Annotated in this window: 14 protein-coding genes and 1 pseudogene; 2 read left to right on the top strand and 13 right to left on the bottom strand. The window is 71.8% G+C overall.

Annotated elements, in window-relative coordinates; genetic code table 11:
* Nucleotides 1-411: 411 nt before the first annotated feature.
* A complete protein-coding gene (locus ABZS58_RS22175) occupies nt 412-1,119 on the bottom strand; it encodes a DUF2786 domain-containing protein (protein WP_354784253.1) in 708 nt (235 codons plus the stop codon).
* 20 nt (nt 1,120-1,139) lie between these two features.
* Nucleotides 1,140-2,693, bottom strand: a complete 1,554-nt coding sequence (locus tag ABZS58_RS22170) for a Rieske 2Fe-2S domain-containing protein (protein ID WP_354784251.1) — start codon at nt 2,691-2,693, stop codon at nt 1,140-1,142.
* Between the two features lie 126 nt (nt 2,694-2,819).
* Here ABZS58_RS22170 and ABZS58_RS22165 point away from each other — a divergent pair, with 126 nt between their 5' ends.
* A complete protein-coding gene (locus tag ABZS58_RS22165; protein ID WP_354784249.1) occupies nt 2,820-3,038 on the top strand; it encodes a DUF2631 domain-containing protein in 219 nt (72 codons plus the stop codon).
* Between the two features lie 99 nt (nt 3,039-3,137).
* On the opposite strand, the gene ABZS58_RS22160 is transcribed toward ABZS58_RS22165, so the two are convergent.
* The 8 genes and pseudogenes from ABZS58_RS22160 to ABZS58_RS22125 form a co-directional block, all read right to left on the bottom strand.
* Nucleotides 3,138-4,166 carry a DivIVA domain-containing protein gene (locus ABZS58_RS22160; RefSeq protein WP_354784247.1) on the bottom strand — a complete coding sequence of 343 codons (1,029 nt, stop codon included), beginning with the start codon at nt 4,164-4,166 and terminating at the stop codon, nt 3,138-3,140.
* Complete coding sequence (gene rlmN / locus ABZS58_RS22155; protein ID WP_354784245.1) at nt 4,163-5,353, bottom strand: 23S rRNA (adenine(2503)-C(2))-methyltransferase RlmN; 1,191 nt, start codon at nt 5,351-5,353, stop codon at nt 4,163-4,165. The genes ABZS58_RS22160 and rlmN overlap by 4 nt, the downstream gene beginning before the upstream one ends.
* Before the next feature lie 59 nt (nt 5,354-5,412).
* Nucleotides 5,413-6,231, bottom strand: a pseudogene (locus ABZS58_RS22150) (phosphatidate cytidylyltransferase); the annotation flags it as partial.
* A gap of 113 nt (nt 6,232-6,344) precedes the next feature.
* A complete protein-coding gene (frr, locus tag ABZS58_RS22145; RefSeq protein WP_354784243.1) occupies nt 6,345-6,902 on the bottom strand; it encodes a ribosome recycling factor in 558 nt (185 codons plus the stop codon).
* Nucleotides 6,899-7,690 carry a UMP kinase gene (pyrH, locus tag ABZS58_RS22140; RefSeq protein ID WP_354784241.1) on the bottom strand — a complete coding sequence of 264 codons (792 nt, stop codon included), beginning with the start codon at nt 7,688-7,690 and terminating at the stop codon, nt 6,899-6,901. The genes frr and pyrH overlap by 4 nt, the downstream gene beginning before the upstream one ends.
* Nucleotides 7,691-7,802: 112 nt before the next feature.
* A complete protein-coding gene (gene tsf, locus ABZS58_RS22135) occupies nt 7,803-8,630 on the bottom strand; it encodes a translation elongation factor Ts (RefSeq protein ID WP_354784239.1) in 828 nt (275 codons plus the stop codon).
* Between the two features lie 27 nt (nt 8,631-8,657).
* A complete protein-coding gene (rpsB, locus tag ABZS58_RS22130) occupies nt 8,658-9,500 on the bottom strand; it encodes a 30S ribosomal protein S2 (protein WP_354784237.1) in 843 nt (280 codons plus the stop codon).
* 526 nt (nt 9,501-10,026) lie between these two features.
* Complete coding sequence (locus ABZS58_RS22125) at nt 10,027-10,941, bottom strand: hypothetical protein (RefSeq protein ID WP_354784235.1); 915 nt, start codon at nt 10,939-10,941, stop codon at nt 10,027-10,029.
* 158 nt (nt 10,942-11,099) lie between these two features.
* Here ABZS58_RS22125 and ABZS58_RS22120 point away from each other — a divergent pair, with 158 nt between their 5' ends.
* Nucleotides 11,100-12,278 (top strand): pyridoxal phosphate-dependent aminotransferase, encoded by a 1,179-nt coding sequence (locus tag ABZS58_RS22120; protein ID WP_354784233.1) that lies wholly within the window; start codon nt 11,100-11,102, stop codon nt 12,276-12,278.
* Nucleotides 12,279-12,856: 578 nt separating this feature from the next.
* Here ABZS58_RS22120 and dprA read toward each other — a convergent pair.
* From dprA to ABZS58_RS22105, 3 genes are read right to left on the bottom strand one after another with little or no spacing between them, the layout of a single operon-like run.
* Nucleotides 12,857-14,083: a DNA-processing protein DprA gene (gene dprA, locus ABZS58_RS22115; protein ID WP_354784231.1), complete on the bottom strand. Its 1,227-nt coding sequence runs from the start codon at nt 14,081-14,083 to the stop codon at nt 12,857-12,859.
* Entirely contained in the window at nt 14,080-15,594 is a 1,515-nt protein-coding gene (locus tag ABZS58_RS22110) for a YifB family Mg chelatase-like AAA ATPase (protein WP_354784229.1), read from the bottom strand. The genes dprA and ABZS58_RS22110 overlap by 4 nt, the downstream gene beginning before the upstream one ends.
* Nucleotides 15,594-15,953: a YraN family protein gene (locus ABZS58_RS22105; protein WP_354784227.1), complete on the bottom strand. Its 360-nt coding sequence runs from the start codon at nt 15,951-15,953 to the stop codon at nt 15,594-15,596. Before ABZS58_RS22105 ends, ABZS58_RS22110 begins: the two co-directional genes overlap by 1 nt.
* Nucleotides 15,954-15,968: the final 15 nt, after the last annotated feature.

Raw genomic sequence — 15,968 nt, 5'->3', positions numbered from 1 at the left:
CCAACTCCACACCCGCATCCTCGAACAAACCCTCCCCAACCGCCGCAACCGCATCAGCGACCGCACCACCAAACCACCCGGCCGCAAACAACGAAGCTGGACAGCAACCTTCACAGTCACCATCCAGCCCCATCCATCACCCTGAACGCTTAACTCACCGGCATTGTGCTCTGGCGACACAAGGTCTTCCGGATCATGAGAAAGAGGCCGGTGTCGATGGATGGACCGGGGAGTACCACGGTTCGGACGGTGATCTCCGGGCAGGCGGGTTCGACCGCATGACGAATCCGGGGCGGCGCCGCTCGCACACCACCAACGTGGGCACGACGGTGCCCGGGGCAGCTCGGCGGAGGCTGCCTCACGCCGGCCGGGACGGGCGAGGCGCGCAGGTCGGACCGGTGGTGCCCGGGGTCAGCTCGGCAGCGGCTGCCTCGCGTCGGTCGGGACGCGCGGGTTGCCCAGGTCGGCGCGCTGGCCGGCGGCGTTGCCCGCGTCGAAGCCGCCCCCGCTCAGGCGCCGGGGCCGGGCCGTGCGCAGGTCCGGATACTGCTCGTCCACCGCCACATCCACCGCCCGTCCCCTGTCCGCCAGGACGAGCGCCACCCCCGGCTGGTCGGTGGTGGCGGCCCGGTTGCGCTCGTCGGCCTCGGCGAACCGGTGGGCGACCGCCGAGCCGAAGCCGATCAGCCAGGACCGGCGCCAGGCCGCGACCTGCTCGCCCGGTGGCACGGGCTCGACGAGGACGCCGCGGGCGGCCTGGACCAGCAGCGAGGCGAAGAGCAGCTCGACGCCGGCGACGTCGGACTCGAAGCCGAACAGGTGCATGGAGATGCGCAGGCCGTCGCGGGTGCGGTGCTGCAGGCGGACCGAGCGGCACCGCAGCGACGAGGCGACGACGTGCAGGAGGTGGGCCTTCTCGCGCAGATACGGCGGGTGCAGCTCGACCAGCCGGTTGCCGACGGCCTGCGGGCGCTGACCGGCGGCGGCGTCGAGCAGGGCCTGGTCGATGCCGTACTTACCGATCAGCTCCGCCGCCTTGGCGGTGAGCGCCTCGGCCTCCTCGCGGGTGCACGCGGGATCCTCGGCCTTGGCCAGCAGCTTCCGAACCTTCTCCAACACGAGCAGAGGCTACCGCCGACCTACGACACTTCCTGCGGACCGGCCGGCCGGGAGCGCAGCTCGTGCCCCACGCTCGTCAGGCAGCGGCCGCTGGGCAGATCGAACTTCCAGCCGTGCAGCTGGCAGGTGAGGGTCTTGCCGTCGACGATGCCGAAGCGGGTCAGGTCGGCCTTGAGGTGCGGGCAGCGGCGCTGGACGACCCAGTCGCCCAGCTTGATGTCCTCGGCGTCGGGCTTCTGCTCGGCGAACCAGCCCTCCGCGTACTGCAGCCGCTCCTCCGACAGGCACTTGAAGAACGAGTAGACGAACTCGTTGTACTGGCCGATGCGGGTGGCGGTGAAGCGGCAGGACAGGAACAGCGAGTTGACCCAGTCGACCTCCTCGATGAAGAGGAGGTGCTCGATGAGGGCACGCTCGGTGCGGAACCGGTAGCGCACCTTCTCGTCGGCGTACTCGCGGACCTGCTTGCCCGGGAAGTCCACGACGATCGACTCGACGGAGACGCCGTCATACCCCACGAGGTCGAAGCGGACCGGGCCGCCGACGCCCTTCGCCAGATACACCGACTCGTCGAGCAGGGGCTCGATCCGCCGCTTCATCTCCTTCAGTACATCCACCTCGGGATGCCGCCAGGAGGCCTTCGCCGCCTCGATGATCGGCCGCTTCCGCGAGCGCATCTCCTCCAGGTGCTCGCGCTTGTGCGCGAAGAACTCCTCGACCGGGACGGGATGCTCGGTCGAAACCGATGAAGGAGTGACCGTCATCACCGACCCGGGCAGCAGGACCGTGGAGTTGGTGCCGCCGTGCTTGGCGTACTCCTGCTGGAACACCCACTGGTCGGGGAAGATGTTGCCCTCATCGCCGAAGATGTCGTTGAACTGCCACAGGTCGTCGTCGAGGAAGCACGGCGGCCCCGCGATCGGCACCACGTGCGATGCCTTGAGGTCATCGATGTACCGGAAGGTGCGGTCGAACTGCCGGTCGCGCTTCTGCTTGCCGAACGCCGTCTTGGCCGCCTGCGGGAGGTCGTAGACCATCGGATACCAGATGGCGCCGGAGAACTGCAGCAGGTGCGCGTGCACGTGCCCGAGCTCGGTGTAGGTGGTGAGGTCCGTCGGGCGGGCGTCGTTCTGGTTGAGGATGCGCACGCCGTCGTGTTCGACCCACAGCGAGGAGTCACCGATCGGCCCGTCGGTCGGCGAGGTGAGCGCCTGGATCATGATCTTCAGGCCGCCGTCGAGCTCGTGGACGTGGTTGCTCTTCGTCTCCAAGAAGCGGGTGAAGCCCAGCGCCTCGAGCTCGTCGCGCATCTCCGAGGTGGGGAACTCCGGCAGCAGCACGGTCGCCTTCTTCGACACGAAGCGCCTCAGGTGCTCCGCGTCGAAATGGTCCCGGTGCAGGTGGGAGACGTAGAGGTAGTCACAGTCGCCGAGGGCCTCCCAGTCGAGCAGGGAGTTGTCGGGAAACGGGAACCACGACGCGAAATACGCCGGGTTGACCCACGGGTCGCACAGGATGCTGCCGGCCTCGGTGTCGATGCGCAGGCTGGCGTGCCCGGTCCCGGTGATCCGCACCGTTTTCCTCCTCAAACCACGAACGGAACTGCGGTCCCGACGCTACCCGACCGACCCGCAACCGTCGGTCCGGGTGCCGCATGCCAGACTTTGCGGCGAAGCACACCTGCAGCGAAAGGACGCGTCGTGGCCGAGCACGAGCCCGTGACCTCCCCCGATCAGCTCAAGCCGGGACACCCGCGGGCGGCCCGTTTCGGTGCTGCCGTCACCGTCCTGCTCATCCTGGGCATGCTGGTGGGCAACCACCAGGGCCGGGTCGAGGACATCTGGTTGATCGTCTCCGCTGGTGTACTGGTGCTGGCGCTGGTCGGAGACTGGGTGCTGCGCCGCAACGGCCTTCGGTAGCGGCGGGGGCGCCCCGGGCCGTGTGCGAGGCGGCGGCCCCGGGCCGTACATGTGGAAAAGGCGCACCGGAGAGCCGGTGCGCCTTTTCACGTCTCGCCGTCAGCGGCGGCGCATCACCAGGTCGCGGACCTCTTTGAGCGCGGCGTCGACCTCGGCCTCGAAGTAGCCTCCGGGCACCAGGTTGAAGTGCGACGGGTCGAGGTCGCCGTCGGTGAGCGGGCCACCACGGCCGGACAACGACGCCATGACGCCCTCGAACAGCCGGTCGACCTGCGCGCGGTCGTAGCCGCTGCCGAAACGGCGCAGCTGGAACGTGCGGCGCAGCTGGTCGATGCGGGCCACCTCGGTCGACTGGTGCTGCACGGGCGCCGCCGGGGGCGGGCTGCCGTACGGGTCGCCGTAGGGGTCACGGTCGGCACCGCCACCGTACGGGTCGCGGTCGGGGCCGCCACCGTACGTGGTCGGCTCGGGACGCTCGCGGTCCATGCGGATCTCGGCGGTCATGTCGGCGCGCGGCTGGCGCGGCGCCTCGTAGCCCCGGTCGTCGTCGAACGCGCCACCGTAGGTGGGCTCGTCGTAGCGGCCGTAGTTCTGGTCGCGCGGCGGCGGACCGGCCGGCGCGGGGGTGGGACGCGGCGGCAGCGGCGGCGGCGGAGCCATCGGCGGGGGCGCCATGCGCTCGGGCTGCATGCGCTCCATCGGCGGCGGGCCCATCCGGTCGGGCTGCTGCATGCGCTCGGGCATCCGCTCGATCGGCGGGGGGCCCATCCGCTCCGGCTGCATGCGCTCCATCGGCGGCGGGGGCATGCGCTCGGGCTGCATGCGCTCAGGTGCCATGCGCAGCTCGCCGCTGCGGGAGTCGAGGGCCCGGCCGAAGCCACCGCCGCCGCGCTCCTCCAGCTCGGCCAGCTGCCGCTCGACCCGGTCGAGGTGCAGGTCGACCTGCCACTCGTCATAGCCGCCGAAGCGCACCCGGAAGACCACGTCGTGGACCTCCTGTGCGCTCACCGGCGCACCCATCGGGTCACCGGAGAGGGTGGCCTCGACCCGGTCGAGGAACGAGTCGACCTCGTCGACCTTGTATCCCCGCCGCAGCGCACGGCGCCGGAAACGCTGACCCTGACTCACTGTGTCTCCTCGTTCGCTCGCCGTGCTAGCAAGCCTGTTTCACGCTCTCCCAGCTTGCCACCGTTTGAGGCGGCAAGCTGCCCGCAGGCTCCGTCGATCTCGCGGCCACGGGTGTCACGCACCGTGGTCGCGACACCGGCGGCCCGGAGGCGTCGGACGAACTCCCGCTCCACCGGCTTGGGACTAGCGTCCCACTTACTCCCGGGTGTCGGATTGAGCGGGATGAGATTGACATGCGCGAGACGGCCGGACAAGAGCCGACCGAGCAGATCCGCCCGCCACGGGTGGTCGTTCACATCCCGGATCATTGCGTATTCAATGGACACACGCCGACCAGTGCGAGCCGCATACTCCCACGCGGCATCAAGCACTTCGGCGACCTTCCAGCGTTGGTTGACCGGCACGAGCGTGTCGCGCAGATCATCATCGGGTGCGTGCAGCGACAGCGCAAGCGTCACCGACAGCCCCTCCTGCGTCAACCGCCGCATCGCTGGGACCAGCCCGACGGTGGACACGGTGATGTGGCGCTGGGAGAGCCCGAGCCCTTCGGGGGCGGGGTCGGTGAGCCTGCGGACCGCGGCGATCACCCGGTTGTAGTTGGCCAGGGGCTCACCCATGCCCATGAACACGACCCGCGACAGCCGGTCGGGGCTGCCGGGCAGCACCCCGCGCGCGGCCATCCCGGCGAACCAGACGACCTGGTCGACGATCTCCGCGGTGGACAGGTTGCGCGTCAGGCCGGCCTGGCCGGTGGCGCAGAAGGGGCACGCCATCCCGCAGCCCGCCTGGCTCGACACGCACACCGTCACGCGGTCTGGATATCCCATGAGGACGCTCTCGACGAGAGAGCCGTCGTGAAGCCGCCACAAGGTCTTGCGGGTGGCTCCGTCGTCGGTGGCTTTCTCGTGTACGGGCTGCAGCAGGCGGGGCAGCAGCGCCCCGGCGATGGTGTCCCTGCTGCGTGCCGGAAGATCCGTCATGTCGGCCGGGTCGCGGATCAGACGGCCGAAGTAGTGCGCCGAGACCTGCCCCGCGCGGAACGCCTGCTCCCCCAGCTCGGCGACGGCGGCACGGCGCCCGGCAAGATCGAGGTCGGCCAGGTGCCGTGGTGGCATGGTCGCACGGCGGCCGTCACTGGTCGTGCCGGTCGCGGTGGATGCGAGGTTCAAAACGGGGAGCTGTGTCATGACGTCTTCAAGTGTCCCATGCCGAGTCGCGTGATCTTCAGTACCGCTGGCCAAGGGCACTAGGACGGGGGCACCAGGAACGCCAGGACGGCATATGCGGTCGGCAGGGCGAGCAGGATCGAGTCGAGCCGGTCCATCAGCCCGCCGTGCCCGGGCAGCAGGTTGCTCATGTCCTTGACGCCCAGGTCGCGCTTGATCAACGACTCGCCCAGATCGCCGAGCACCGACGCGGCCGAGACCGCGACGCCGAAGACGACCCCGTGCCACCACGTGGCGCCGGACACCATCAGCGGCAGCGCCACCGCACTGCCGGCACCGGTCCAGACGACCGACCCCGCGAAGCCCTCCCACGACTTCGCCGGGCTCACCGACGGCGCCATCGGGTGCCTGCCGAGGAAGACGCCCGTCGCGTATCCGCCGGTGTCGGACAGTACAACCGCGACGACCGTCACCAGGACCCGCGCCGCGCCGTCGGACACCTCCTGGCCGGGGTGCGCGAGCAGGGCGGCGAACGCGCCCAGGAACGGCACGTAGACCGCGATCAGGGCGCCGGCGGTGACGTCGCGCTGGTAGTCGCGGGCGCCGTCGGCGAACCGCCACACGAACACGACCAGCAGCGTCCCGAGCAGGCCGACGGGCAGCATGTCGGCGCCGCCGAACCACGCCAGGACCACCATGGCCGGCCCGCCGATCAGCAGCGGTACCAGCGGCGGGCGGGCCTTGTTCACGCTGACGGCCCGGACCATCTCCCAGATGCCGACCGCGACGGCGGCCACGACCAGGGCGAGGAACGCCGGGATCCACACGAAGAGCGAGGCGATGACCGCACCGCCGAGCGCGGCGCCGACGCCGATGGCGGCCGGCAGGTTGCGCCCGGCGCGGCGCTTAGGCTTCTGCTCGGGTTGCGCGGGTGCTTCTTGCTCGGGCATAGACGCCTCGGGCGCGGCATCAGCGTGCCGCGCCCTGGTCGAAGGGTTACCGGGGGGCGTCATCAGACCTCGAGGAGCTCTGATTCCTTGTGTTTGAGCAGCTCGTCGATCTGGGTGACGAACCGGGCGGTCAGGTCGTCGAGCTCCTTCTCACCGCGGCGCCCGTCGTCCTCACCCGCCTCGCCGTCCTTGACGATGCGGTCGATCTCCTCTTTCGCCTTGCGGCGAACGTTGCGCACGGCGATCTTGGCTTCCTCGGCCTTGTGCCGGGCGACCTTGATCATCTCGCGGCGGCGCTCCTCGGTCATCTGGGGCAGGTTGATCCGGATCTGGGTACCCTCATTGTTGGGGTTGACCCCCAGGTCCGAGTCGCGGATCGCCCTCTCCATCGCGCCGATCACGCTGGCGTCGTACGGCTTGATGATCGCCATACGCGGCTCCGGGACGGCGATCGACGACATCTGCGGCAGCGGGGTGGGCGTGCCGTAGTAGTCGACCATCACCTTGCCGAACATCGCCGGGGTCGCTCGGCCGGTCCGGATGACCGCGAACTCCTCCTTGGCGTGCTCGACCGCGCGCTCCATCTTCTCTTCGGCCTCGAAGAGAGCTTCTTCGATCACGTGGACTTTCCTCCTCGATCCGGGACGGGCTCGGCGGTGATGAGCGTGCCGATCCTCTCACCACTCAACGCGCGAGCCACGCTGTCCTCCCCCTCGGCGCCGAACACGAGCATCGGCAGCGCGTTTTCCTGGCAGAGGCTGAATGCGGTCTGGTCGACCACCCGAAGCCCCTGGAGCAGGGCCTCGGCGAACGTCAGGCTGTCGAGCTTGCGCGCCGTCGGGTCGGTGCGCGGGTCGGCCGTGTACACACCGTCGACCCCGTTCTTGCTCATCAGGACCGTGTGGGCGTGGATCTCCAGCGCCCGCTGCACGGCGACGGTGTCGGTCGAGAAGTACGGCATGCCGGCGCCGGCGCCGAAGATGACGACCCGGCCCTTCTCCAGGTGCCGGATGGCGCGGCGCGGGATGTACGGCTCGGCGACCTGGGCCATGCTGATCGCGCTCTGCACCCGCGTGTCGATGCCTTCCTTCTCCAGGAAGTCCTGCAGGGCGAGGCAGTTCATGACGGTGCCGAGCATCCCCATGTAGTCCGCGCGGGACCGGTCCATGCCGGCCCGGGACAGCTCCGCGCCGCGGAAGAAGTTGCCACCACCGACGACGACGGCCACCTGGACGCCGCGGCGGACCACGGTCGCGATCTGGCGGGCCATGTGCCGCACCACGTTCGGGTCGACGCCGACCGCGCCACCGCCGAACACCTCGCCGGAGAGCTTCAGCACGACGCGCCGCACCCCGATCGGGGCCGGCGTCAATGCCTGCCTTGCCACTTCCACAGCGGTCTGCGTCATCTGGGCAACCTCTCCGTGTCCGTTCTGCCGCGTCGGGTCTGCTGGTCTCGGGATATGACGAGGGGGTCCCGGCATCCAGTGTGGATTCCGTGACCCCCTCCGCGCCCTGCTATCAGGCCTGGCCGACCTCGAAGTGGACGAACCGTGTCACCTCGATGCCGGCTTCCGCCAGCACCTGCTTGACCGTTTTCTTGTTGTCGCTGACCGACGGCTGCTCGACGAGGACGAAGTCCTTGAAGAAGCCGTTGACCCGGCCCTCGATGATCTTCGGCAGGGCGCCTTCCGGCTTGCCCTCCTCGCGAGCGGTCTGCTCGGCGATGCGGCGCTCCGACTCCACGACGTCCGCCGGGACGGCGTCGCGGGTCAGGTACTTCGGCCGCATGGCCGCGATCTGCATCGCGACACCGCGGGCGTCGGCCACGGCGGCCTCGTCGTCCTTGCCGGTGAACTCGACGGCCACGCCGACCTGCGGAGGCAGGTCCGGGCTCTTGCGGTGCATGTAGATCGCCACCGGCGAGCCCAGCACCGCGAGGCGGTTGATGACGAGCTTCTCGCCGATACGGGCCGACTCGATCTGGATCAGCTCGGCCACCGTGCTGTCGCCGAGCTTCGAGCCCAGCAGGGCCTCGACGTCGGCCGGCTTGGTCTCGTCGATGTGCTTGGCCAGCTTGGTGCCCAGCTCGACGAACGCCTCGTTCTTGGCGACGAAGTCGGTCTCACAGTTGATCTCGACGAGACCCGAGCCGACGTGCGCGACAAGGCCGTTCGCCGTGGTCCGCCCGGCACGCTTGCCGACGTCCTTGGCACCCTTGATACGCAGCAACTCGACGGCCTTGTCGAAGTCGCCCTCGGCCTCCTCGAGCGACTTCTTGCAGTCCATCATGCCGGAGCCGGTCAGATCGCGGAGTCGCTTGACGTCCGCGGCGGTGAAGTTGGACATGACTCTCTCTCGCTTGAGTTCGCTCTGTCAGGCCTGGGTGGATTCGGCAGCGGCGGGAGCTGCGTCAGCGGGGGCCGCATCCGCGGGCTTGGCACCCTCGAGCAGCTCACGCTCCCACTCAGCGAGCGGCTCGTCGCCGGCCACGACGCCCGGCTCGGGCTTCTGGTCGGCGCGGGTGGAACGGCCCGACCGGGCGATGAGCCCTTCCGCGACCGCGTCCGCGACCACGCGGGTCAGCAGTGCGGCGGAGCGGATGGCGTCGTCGTTGCCCGGGATCGGGAAGTCGACCTCGTCGGGGTCGCAGTTGGTGTCGAGCACCGCGATGACCGGGATGCCCAGCTTGCGGGCCTCGTCAACCGCGATGTGCTCCTTCTTGGTGTCGATGACCCAGATCGCCGACGGGAGCTTCTGCATGTCGCGCAGACCACCGAGCGTCTTGCTCAGCTTGATCTGCTCACGCGACAGCTGCAGGGTCTCCTTCTTGGTGTAACCCTGCGCGGTGCCGGTGAGGTCGAGGGACTCGAGTTCCTTCATCCGCTGCAGCCGCTTGTAGACGGTCTGGAAGTTGGTCAGCATGCCGCCCAGCCACCGGTGGTTGACATACGGCTGACCGACGCGCGTCGCCTGCTCGGCGATCGCCTCCTGCGCCTGCTTCTTCGTGCCGACGAACAGCACCGCGCCACCCTCGGCGACGGTGTTGCGGATGTAGTCGGCGGCCTTCTCGATGTAGTCGAGGGTCTGGCGCAGGTCGATGATGTAGATACCGTTGCGCTCCGTGAAGATGAAACGCTTCATCTTCGGGTTCCAACGGCGGGTCTGGTGCCCGAAGTGCACGCCGCTTTCCAGCAGCTGGCGCATGGTTACAGCCATGTTCGCGGGATCCTTTCGATCCTGGTTTCCACGGCGGTCCGGTCGGTCCGCCGTCCTGGCGCCCGGTCGTCGGCCGTCTCACCCGAGGTCAGCACGAGGCTGCGGATCGGGACCAGGGCGGCCGCCGCCCTGGATCTCTCGCCCGGCGAGAAAGCGGCGGGCTGCGGGAGGGCGCGCGAGGTCGACCGTGCGTGCACGGTCGCCGTCCGGAAGTGTACGCGCAGTCGCTGCCGACCCACGAATCCGCCCCCACCTGCCGCGGCAAGCCCTCCTGCCGCACGCTCGCCGGCGCCGGCCACGCGGCCGCTGACGGCCGGACCCGCGCCGCCCGGGACAAGGCTGAGCCGGCGCCCGCTCAGCCCCCTGCGGAGGTGCGTGCCGGTCATCCGGTCATCCGGTCATCCGGTCATCCGGCGCGGACGGTGGCGACCCGCCGGCCTGTGGCCGACGGGTCCCGATGGTTCGCGTGGGGCAGGCGCCCTGGCTCAGGCGGACCGGTGTCCGCTCAGGTGGACAGGGCGGTCGCTCAGGTGGACAGGGCGGCCGCGATGAACAGCAGCACCGCCACCGGCAGGTACGCCAGCGGGGTCCGCGACCAGGCCCGCACCCCTGGGGCGGAGGCGGCGGCGCCGCCGATCAGGCCGTACAGACCCAGGGCGAACATCGGCAGCCCCAGGATCATGAAGATGCTCGCGAGGGTGCCCGACGCCTCGATCTTGTCGGCGGTCATCGCGGTCAGGAACAGCCGCAGCACCGGCACCTCGAAGATGACCGTGAGCACCACCAGCGCGACGGCCAGCCCGGGACGCTTCGACCGGTACACGGCGCCGCCCGGCTCGACGCCCGCGGCCTGCGACGGTGGCGGCACCGCGGCGGTCAGCGTGGTCGGCGCGGCGAACGAGTTCTGCTGACCGAAACTCCCCGGCGCCCCCGCGGGCGAGCTCGGCTGACCGAAACCCCCCGGCGGCCCGGAAGACACCGTCGGCACCGTCACCGGCGGCGGGAGCGCACCCGCGGGAGCGCCCGGGGCACCACCGGACACCGGCCGCTGCAGGGCGCTGCGGTCGATCGCCTCGGACCGCCGCGACCTTGAGACCGACTCGGCGGCGGGGTCGGGGACCTCGGGTGCGGGCGGGAGCGGAGCGCTGAACTGCCCGCTCGGGCTGTCGCCGTACGCCGACGGGTCGCCGTAACCACGGGACGCGCCGCGCGGCTCGGGGACCCGGTAGCCGTCGTCGTACTCACGGTCGTCGGCATACCGCGTCGGCGTGTAGCCGCGGTCGTCCCCGTACCCACGCTCGTCGCGCGACCGGTCGTCCCGGCGGTCATCGAGGCGGTCGTCACGGCGGTCGTCACGGCCACGCTCGTCGTATCCACGGTCGTCCGGATACCAGCGGGGTTCCGCATCCGGGTCCGGGGAGAAGTTCCGGCGTCCATCCACGGTCCGTCACGGTAGGCCCTCCGGATGATCCCCGCCACTCCGCGAACCCGGAGATCTCCAGGAGGGCACCAGGAGCGGACCGCGGCGGGATCCGGATGAACGGCCTGGGAGAAGGTCCTCCGGGAACGCGGCGGTGACCGGCGTCGCATACTCGACGGGTGACTGACGCCACGCGTGATCAACTCGTCGCCCGGATGCGCCCCTTCGGCACGACCATCTTCGCGGAGATGTCGGCACTGGCCGTGCGCACCGGCGCGGTCAACCTCGGCCAGGGCTTCCCGGACACCGACGGCCCCGCCGCCATGCTCGACGCGGCAGCGGCGGCGATCCACTCGGGCCGCAACCAGTACCCGCCGGGCCCCGGCGTCCCCGAACTGCGCGCCGCCGTCTCCGCGCACCAGAAGGCCTTCTGGGGCCTGGACTACGACCCCGACGGCGAGATCATCGTCACGGCCGGCGCGACCGAGGCGATCGCCGCCGCCATCCTCGCCCTGTGCGAGGCCGGGGACGAGGTCGTCTGCTTCGAGCCCTACTACGACTCCTACGCCGCGTCGATCGCCCTCGCCGGCGCGGTCCGCCGCCCGGTGACCCTGCGCGCGCACGACGGCGGCTACGCCTTCGACCCGGCCGAGCTGCGCGCGGCCTTCGGCCCCCGGACCCGGCTCGTCCTGCTCAACTCCCCCCACAACCCGACCGGCAAGGTCTTCACCCCGGACGAGCTGGCGCAGATCGCCGCGCTCTGCGAGGAGTTCGACGCGGTCGCCGTCACCGACGAGGTCTACGAGCACCTGGTCTTCACCGACGCCGACGCGCCGCACGTGCCGATCGCGTCGCTGCCCGGCATGCGCGCCCGGACGCTGCAGATCTCCTCGGCCGGCAAGACCTTCTCGTGCACCGGCTGGAAGATCGGCTGGATCTGCGGCCCGCGCGACCTGGTCTCCGCCGCGCTGCGCGTCAAGCAGTTCCTCACCTTCGTCAACGCGGGCCCGCTCCAGCCTGCGGTGGCGGTCGCCTTGAACTCCCCGCCGTCCTACTACGAACAGTTCCGCGACGGGCTGCAGGCCAAGCGCGACCGGCTCTGCGAGGGCCTGACCGCCGCCGGCTTCGCCGTCCTGCGCTCGGAGGGCACCTACTTCGTCACCGCCGACATCAGACCCCTCGGCGGCACCGACGGCGTCGACTTCTGCCTCGCCCTGCCGGAACGCTGCGGCGTGGTCGCCGTCCCCACCCAGGTCTTCTACGACGACGCGTCCGCGGGCCGGCACATCGTGCGCTTCGCCTTCTGCAAGCGCGACGAGGTCATCGAGGAAGCGATCACCCGCCTCCGCCGCCTCTGACCCGGCAGCCCCACACGAACCGCCCCCGACGAGAGCAACCCGGCCCGGTCCGGCCCCGGGCCGGACCACCCTCGGACGAACCGACCCGGTCCAGACCGCCCTCGGACGGACTGCCCCGGTCCAGGCCACCCTCGGACGGCCTGAGCCGGTCCGGACCGTCCCTGGATGAGGCAACTCGGGCCTGACCGATCCCGGCTGACGCGGCCCCGGGCCGACCGCCCTTGGACGAGGCGACTCGGGCCTGACCGATCCCGGCTGACGCGGCCCGGGCCGACCGCCCTTGGACGAGGCGACCCGGTCCGCACCGATCCCGGCCAAGGCCACCCCTGGGCGGGACCGACCGGACACGAAGCGCACGAACGCAACGGCCCGCCCTTCCGCGAAGGCAAGAGAGGCCACCGTCACGAGCGGCTCCTGGGGACGGCCCAGCAACCCGCCGTCGTCGCGCACGACGGAGCCGCGCTGCTCCAACACGACAGGCACGGCGGGCGGCGGGCGGCGGGCGGCGGGCGGCGGACCGGGCACGAGGACGGCGAACGCGGCCGCCGCGCCTTCCGTGACGGTGAGACGGGCGGCCGTCATGAGCGGGGCCTGGGGGCGAGGCGGTAGCCGCCGTCGGCGCGCACGATGAAGCCGTGCTGCTCCAGGACGGGCAGGCTGCGCCGGGCGTCGCGGCCGGCCACGCCCGCGAGGGCCGCGATCTCCTCGGCCGAGCGGACCGTCCGCGGGGCGACGGCGTCGAGGACGCGGGCCTGGACGGCGTCGAGCGCGTCCTCGGGGCGCTCCTCGCCGTGGATCGGGTCGGCGAGCTCGCCCAGACGGCCGACCTCCTCCACGATCTCGTCGACGCGGGTGACCAGGACGGTGCCGGGGGTGCGCAGCTCGACGTGGCAGCCGACCGACATCGCCGAGGTGATCGGGCCCGGCACCACCATCGCCGAGCGCTCCAGCCGCCGTGCGTAGCCGAGTGTGTTGCGGGCGCCGCTGCGGGAGCCCGCCTCGACCATGACGGTGCCGCGGGTCGCGGCGGCGATGACGCGGTTGCGGGTCAGGAACCTGGTCTTGTGCGGCCGGGTGCCCGGCGGCCACTCGGTCAGCAGGATCCCCTCCTCCGCGATCCGCTCGAACACGGCCGAGTTGGACACCGGATACACCTGGTCGATGCCGCAGGCGAGCACCGCGCAGGTCACCCCGCCGGCACCGAGCGCGCCCCGGTGCGCGGTGACGTCGACGCCGAGCGCGCCGCCGGACACCACCGCCCAGCCGCGCTCCGCCAGCCCGAACGCGAGCTCCGACGCGACGAACTGCCCATAGCCCGTCATCGCCCGTGCGCCGACGATGGACACGGACCGCTCCAGGGCCTCCCCCAGCCGGACCGGGCCGCGCACCCACAGGCACAGCGGCGGGTCGGTGTCGCGGCGCAGGGCGTCGGCACCCTCGCGGCTGACGCGGGTGAGGTCGTCGACGGCCCGGGGCCACTCGTCGTCGGTGGCCGTGACGATCCGCGCGCCCAGCTGACCGGCCCGCTCCGTCATCGTGTCCGCGAGGGTGCGCGCGACCAACTCGCCCCACGCGTCGGCGGAGCCGGTGCCCGGCCCGATCCCGGCGGCGTTCAGCCGGGCCCGGACAGCGCCCGCGAACGCCTCGGTGACGCCGACCCCGTGCAGCGCCAGGATCAGCGCCTCCGGCGCACCGACGCCCCGCACCAGCAGGCCGAGCTCCCGGCTGCCGGGCTCGACCAGATGGGCCAGCGCCAGCCGCGCCGCCCGGTCGATGCCGCCGGCTGCCTGGTCGATGCCGCTCATCGGCCTCTCCTTGATCGCATCTCGAGCGCTTCGTGGACGTCGCCGATATCGGGGCGGTCGCGGCCGTCGAGGTCCGCGACGGTCCAGGCGACCCGGGTCGTGCGGTCCAGTCCCCGGGCGGACAGCTGGCCGCGGTCCATGGCGGTGGCGAGCGGCTGCAGCACCGTGTGCGGCAGCCGGAAGCGCCGGGTGCGCAGGACGGCGGACGGGACCTCCCCGTTGGACCGGGCGTGCGGCGCCCACCTGGCCGCCGCGGCCTGCCGCGCCCGCGCGACCCGCGCCGCGACGGTCGCCGACGACTCCGCCGGCTCGGTGCCGAAGAGCGCCGCCGCCCGGACGGCGACGACGTCGACCTGCAGGTCGACCCGGTCCAGCAGCGGCCCGGAGAGCCGGGACCGATACCGGACGCGCACCCCCGGCGGGCACTGGCACATGGCGTCGCCGCCCGGCTTCGCGCAGGGGCAGGGATTGGCGGCGAGGACGAGCTGGGTCCTCGCCGGATAGACCGTCTCGCCGTGGACCCGCCGCAGCCGCACCTCGCCGTGCTCCAGGGGCTCGCGCAGCGCGTTGAGGGCGTTGGCCCGGAACTCGGCGCACTCGTCGAGGAACAGCACCCCGTGATGGGCGAGGCTGATCGCGCCGGGCCTGGCGATGCCGGAGCCGCCGCCGACAAGCGCCGCGATCGAGGCGGTGTGGTGCGGCGCCTGCAGCGGCGCCCGGCGGATCAGGCCGCCGTCCGCCGGCAGCTCGCCGGCGACCGAGTGCAGCGCCGTCACCTCCAGGGACTCCTCCTGGGTGAGCTCGGGCAGGATGCCGGGCAGCCGGGTCGCGAGCAGCGTCTTGCCGGCGCCGGGCGGGCCGAACATCGCCAGGTGGTGCCTGCCCGCGGCGGCCAGCTCCACGGCCCGTCGGCCGCGCTCCTGGCCGAGGACGTCGGCGAGGTCGGCCGGCGGTCGCTGCGCCGGTGGCGGCTGCGGCGGCGGGTCGAGCAGCGACTCGGTGCCGTGGACGAAGCCGATGATGCGGCCGAGGCAGTCGGCGGCGCGGACGCGCACGTCGGGGACCAGCCGTGCCTCCTCGACGTTGCCGGGCGGGACGACGACGAGACCGGCGCCCGCCCGGCTGGCCGCGAGCACGGCGGGCAGCACGCCGCGGACCGGCCGGAGGGTGCCGTCCAGGCCGAGCTCGCCGAGGACGACCGCGTCGACGAGCCGGCCGGTCGGCAGGTTGGCGCCGGCGGCGAGGACCGCGAGGGCCATGGCGGTGTCGAACCCGGAGCCGTGCTTGCGCACGTGGGCGGGCAGCAGGTTGACGGTGATGCGCTGCTGCGGCCAGCTCGCCCCGGAGTTGTGCACGGCGGCCCGGATGCGGTCGCGGGCCTCGGTGAGCGCGGCGTCGGGCAGCCCCGACACGACGAGGCTCGGCAGGCCGGGTGCGACGTCGGCCTCCACGACGATCACCTGACCGACGACGCCCTGCAGGGCGACCGAGCGGATCTTCGCGTAGCCCATCAGAGCACCCCGCGCAGGTGCTCCACGCCCACGGTGCCGCCGCCGAGCAGGACGCTCACCACGTCGAAGCGGATCTCCCGCCGCTCGCCGGTGCCGTGCTCGGCCAGCCACCGGGCGGCGAGCCGGCGCAGCCGCCGGGCCTTGTCGGCGCCGACCGCCTCCGCCGGGGTCCCGTATCTCCCGCCGCGGCGGGTCTTCACCTCCACGAACACGACCACCGGCCCGTCGCGGGCGACGACGTCGAGCTCGCCGGACGGGCAGCGCCAGTTGCGGTCGAGCAGGACCAGGCCGCGCGCGATGAGGTGCCGACCGGCCAGGCGCTCGCCATAGCGGCCCACGATCTGGTTGGTGTTCGTCATGCCGGGAAGCCTGCC

The organism is Dactylosporangium sp. NPDC005555, assembly GCF_040605635.1.
In the GTDB taxonomy this organism is placed as follows: domain Bacteria; phylum Actinomycetota; class Actinomycetes; order Mycobacteriales; family Micromonosporaceae; genus Dactylosporangium.
The sequence above is the reverse complement of the archived record's forward strand: the minus strand, read 5'-3'. Positions and strand labels throughout refer to the sequence as shown.

Excerpts from the sequence above, each read along its gene's own strand:
- rpsB (WP_354784237.1), bottom strand. The coding sequence starts at position 9,500 with ATGGCTGTAACCATGCGCCAGCTGCTGGAAAGCGGCGTGCACTTCGGG.
- rlmN (WP_354784245.1), bottom strand. The coding sequence starts at position 5,353 with ATGACACAGCTCCCCGTTTTGAACCTCGCATCCACCGCGACCGGCACG.
- dprA (WP_354784231.1), bottom strand. The coding sequence starts at position 14,083 with ATGAGCGGCATCGACCAGGCAGCCGGCGGCATCGACCGGGCGGCGCGG.
- tsf (WP_354784239.1), bottom strand. The coding sequence starts at position 8,630 with ATGTCCAACTTCACCGCCGCGGACGTCAAGCGACTCCGCGATCTGACC.
- ABZS58_RS22105 (WP_354784227.1), bottom strand. The coding sequence starts at position 15,953 with ATGACGAACACCAACCAGATCGTGGGCCGCTATGGCGAGCGCCTGGCC.
- ABZS58_RS22110 (WP_354784229.1), bottom strand. The coding sequence starts at position 15,594 with ATGGGCTACGCGAAGATCCGCTCGGTCGCCCTGCAGGGCGTCGTCGGT.
- pyrH (WP_354784241.1), bottom strand. The coding sequence starts at position 7,690 with ATGACGCAGACCGCTGTGGAAGTGGCAAGGCAGGCATTGACGCCGGCC.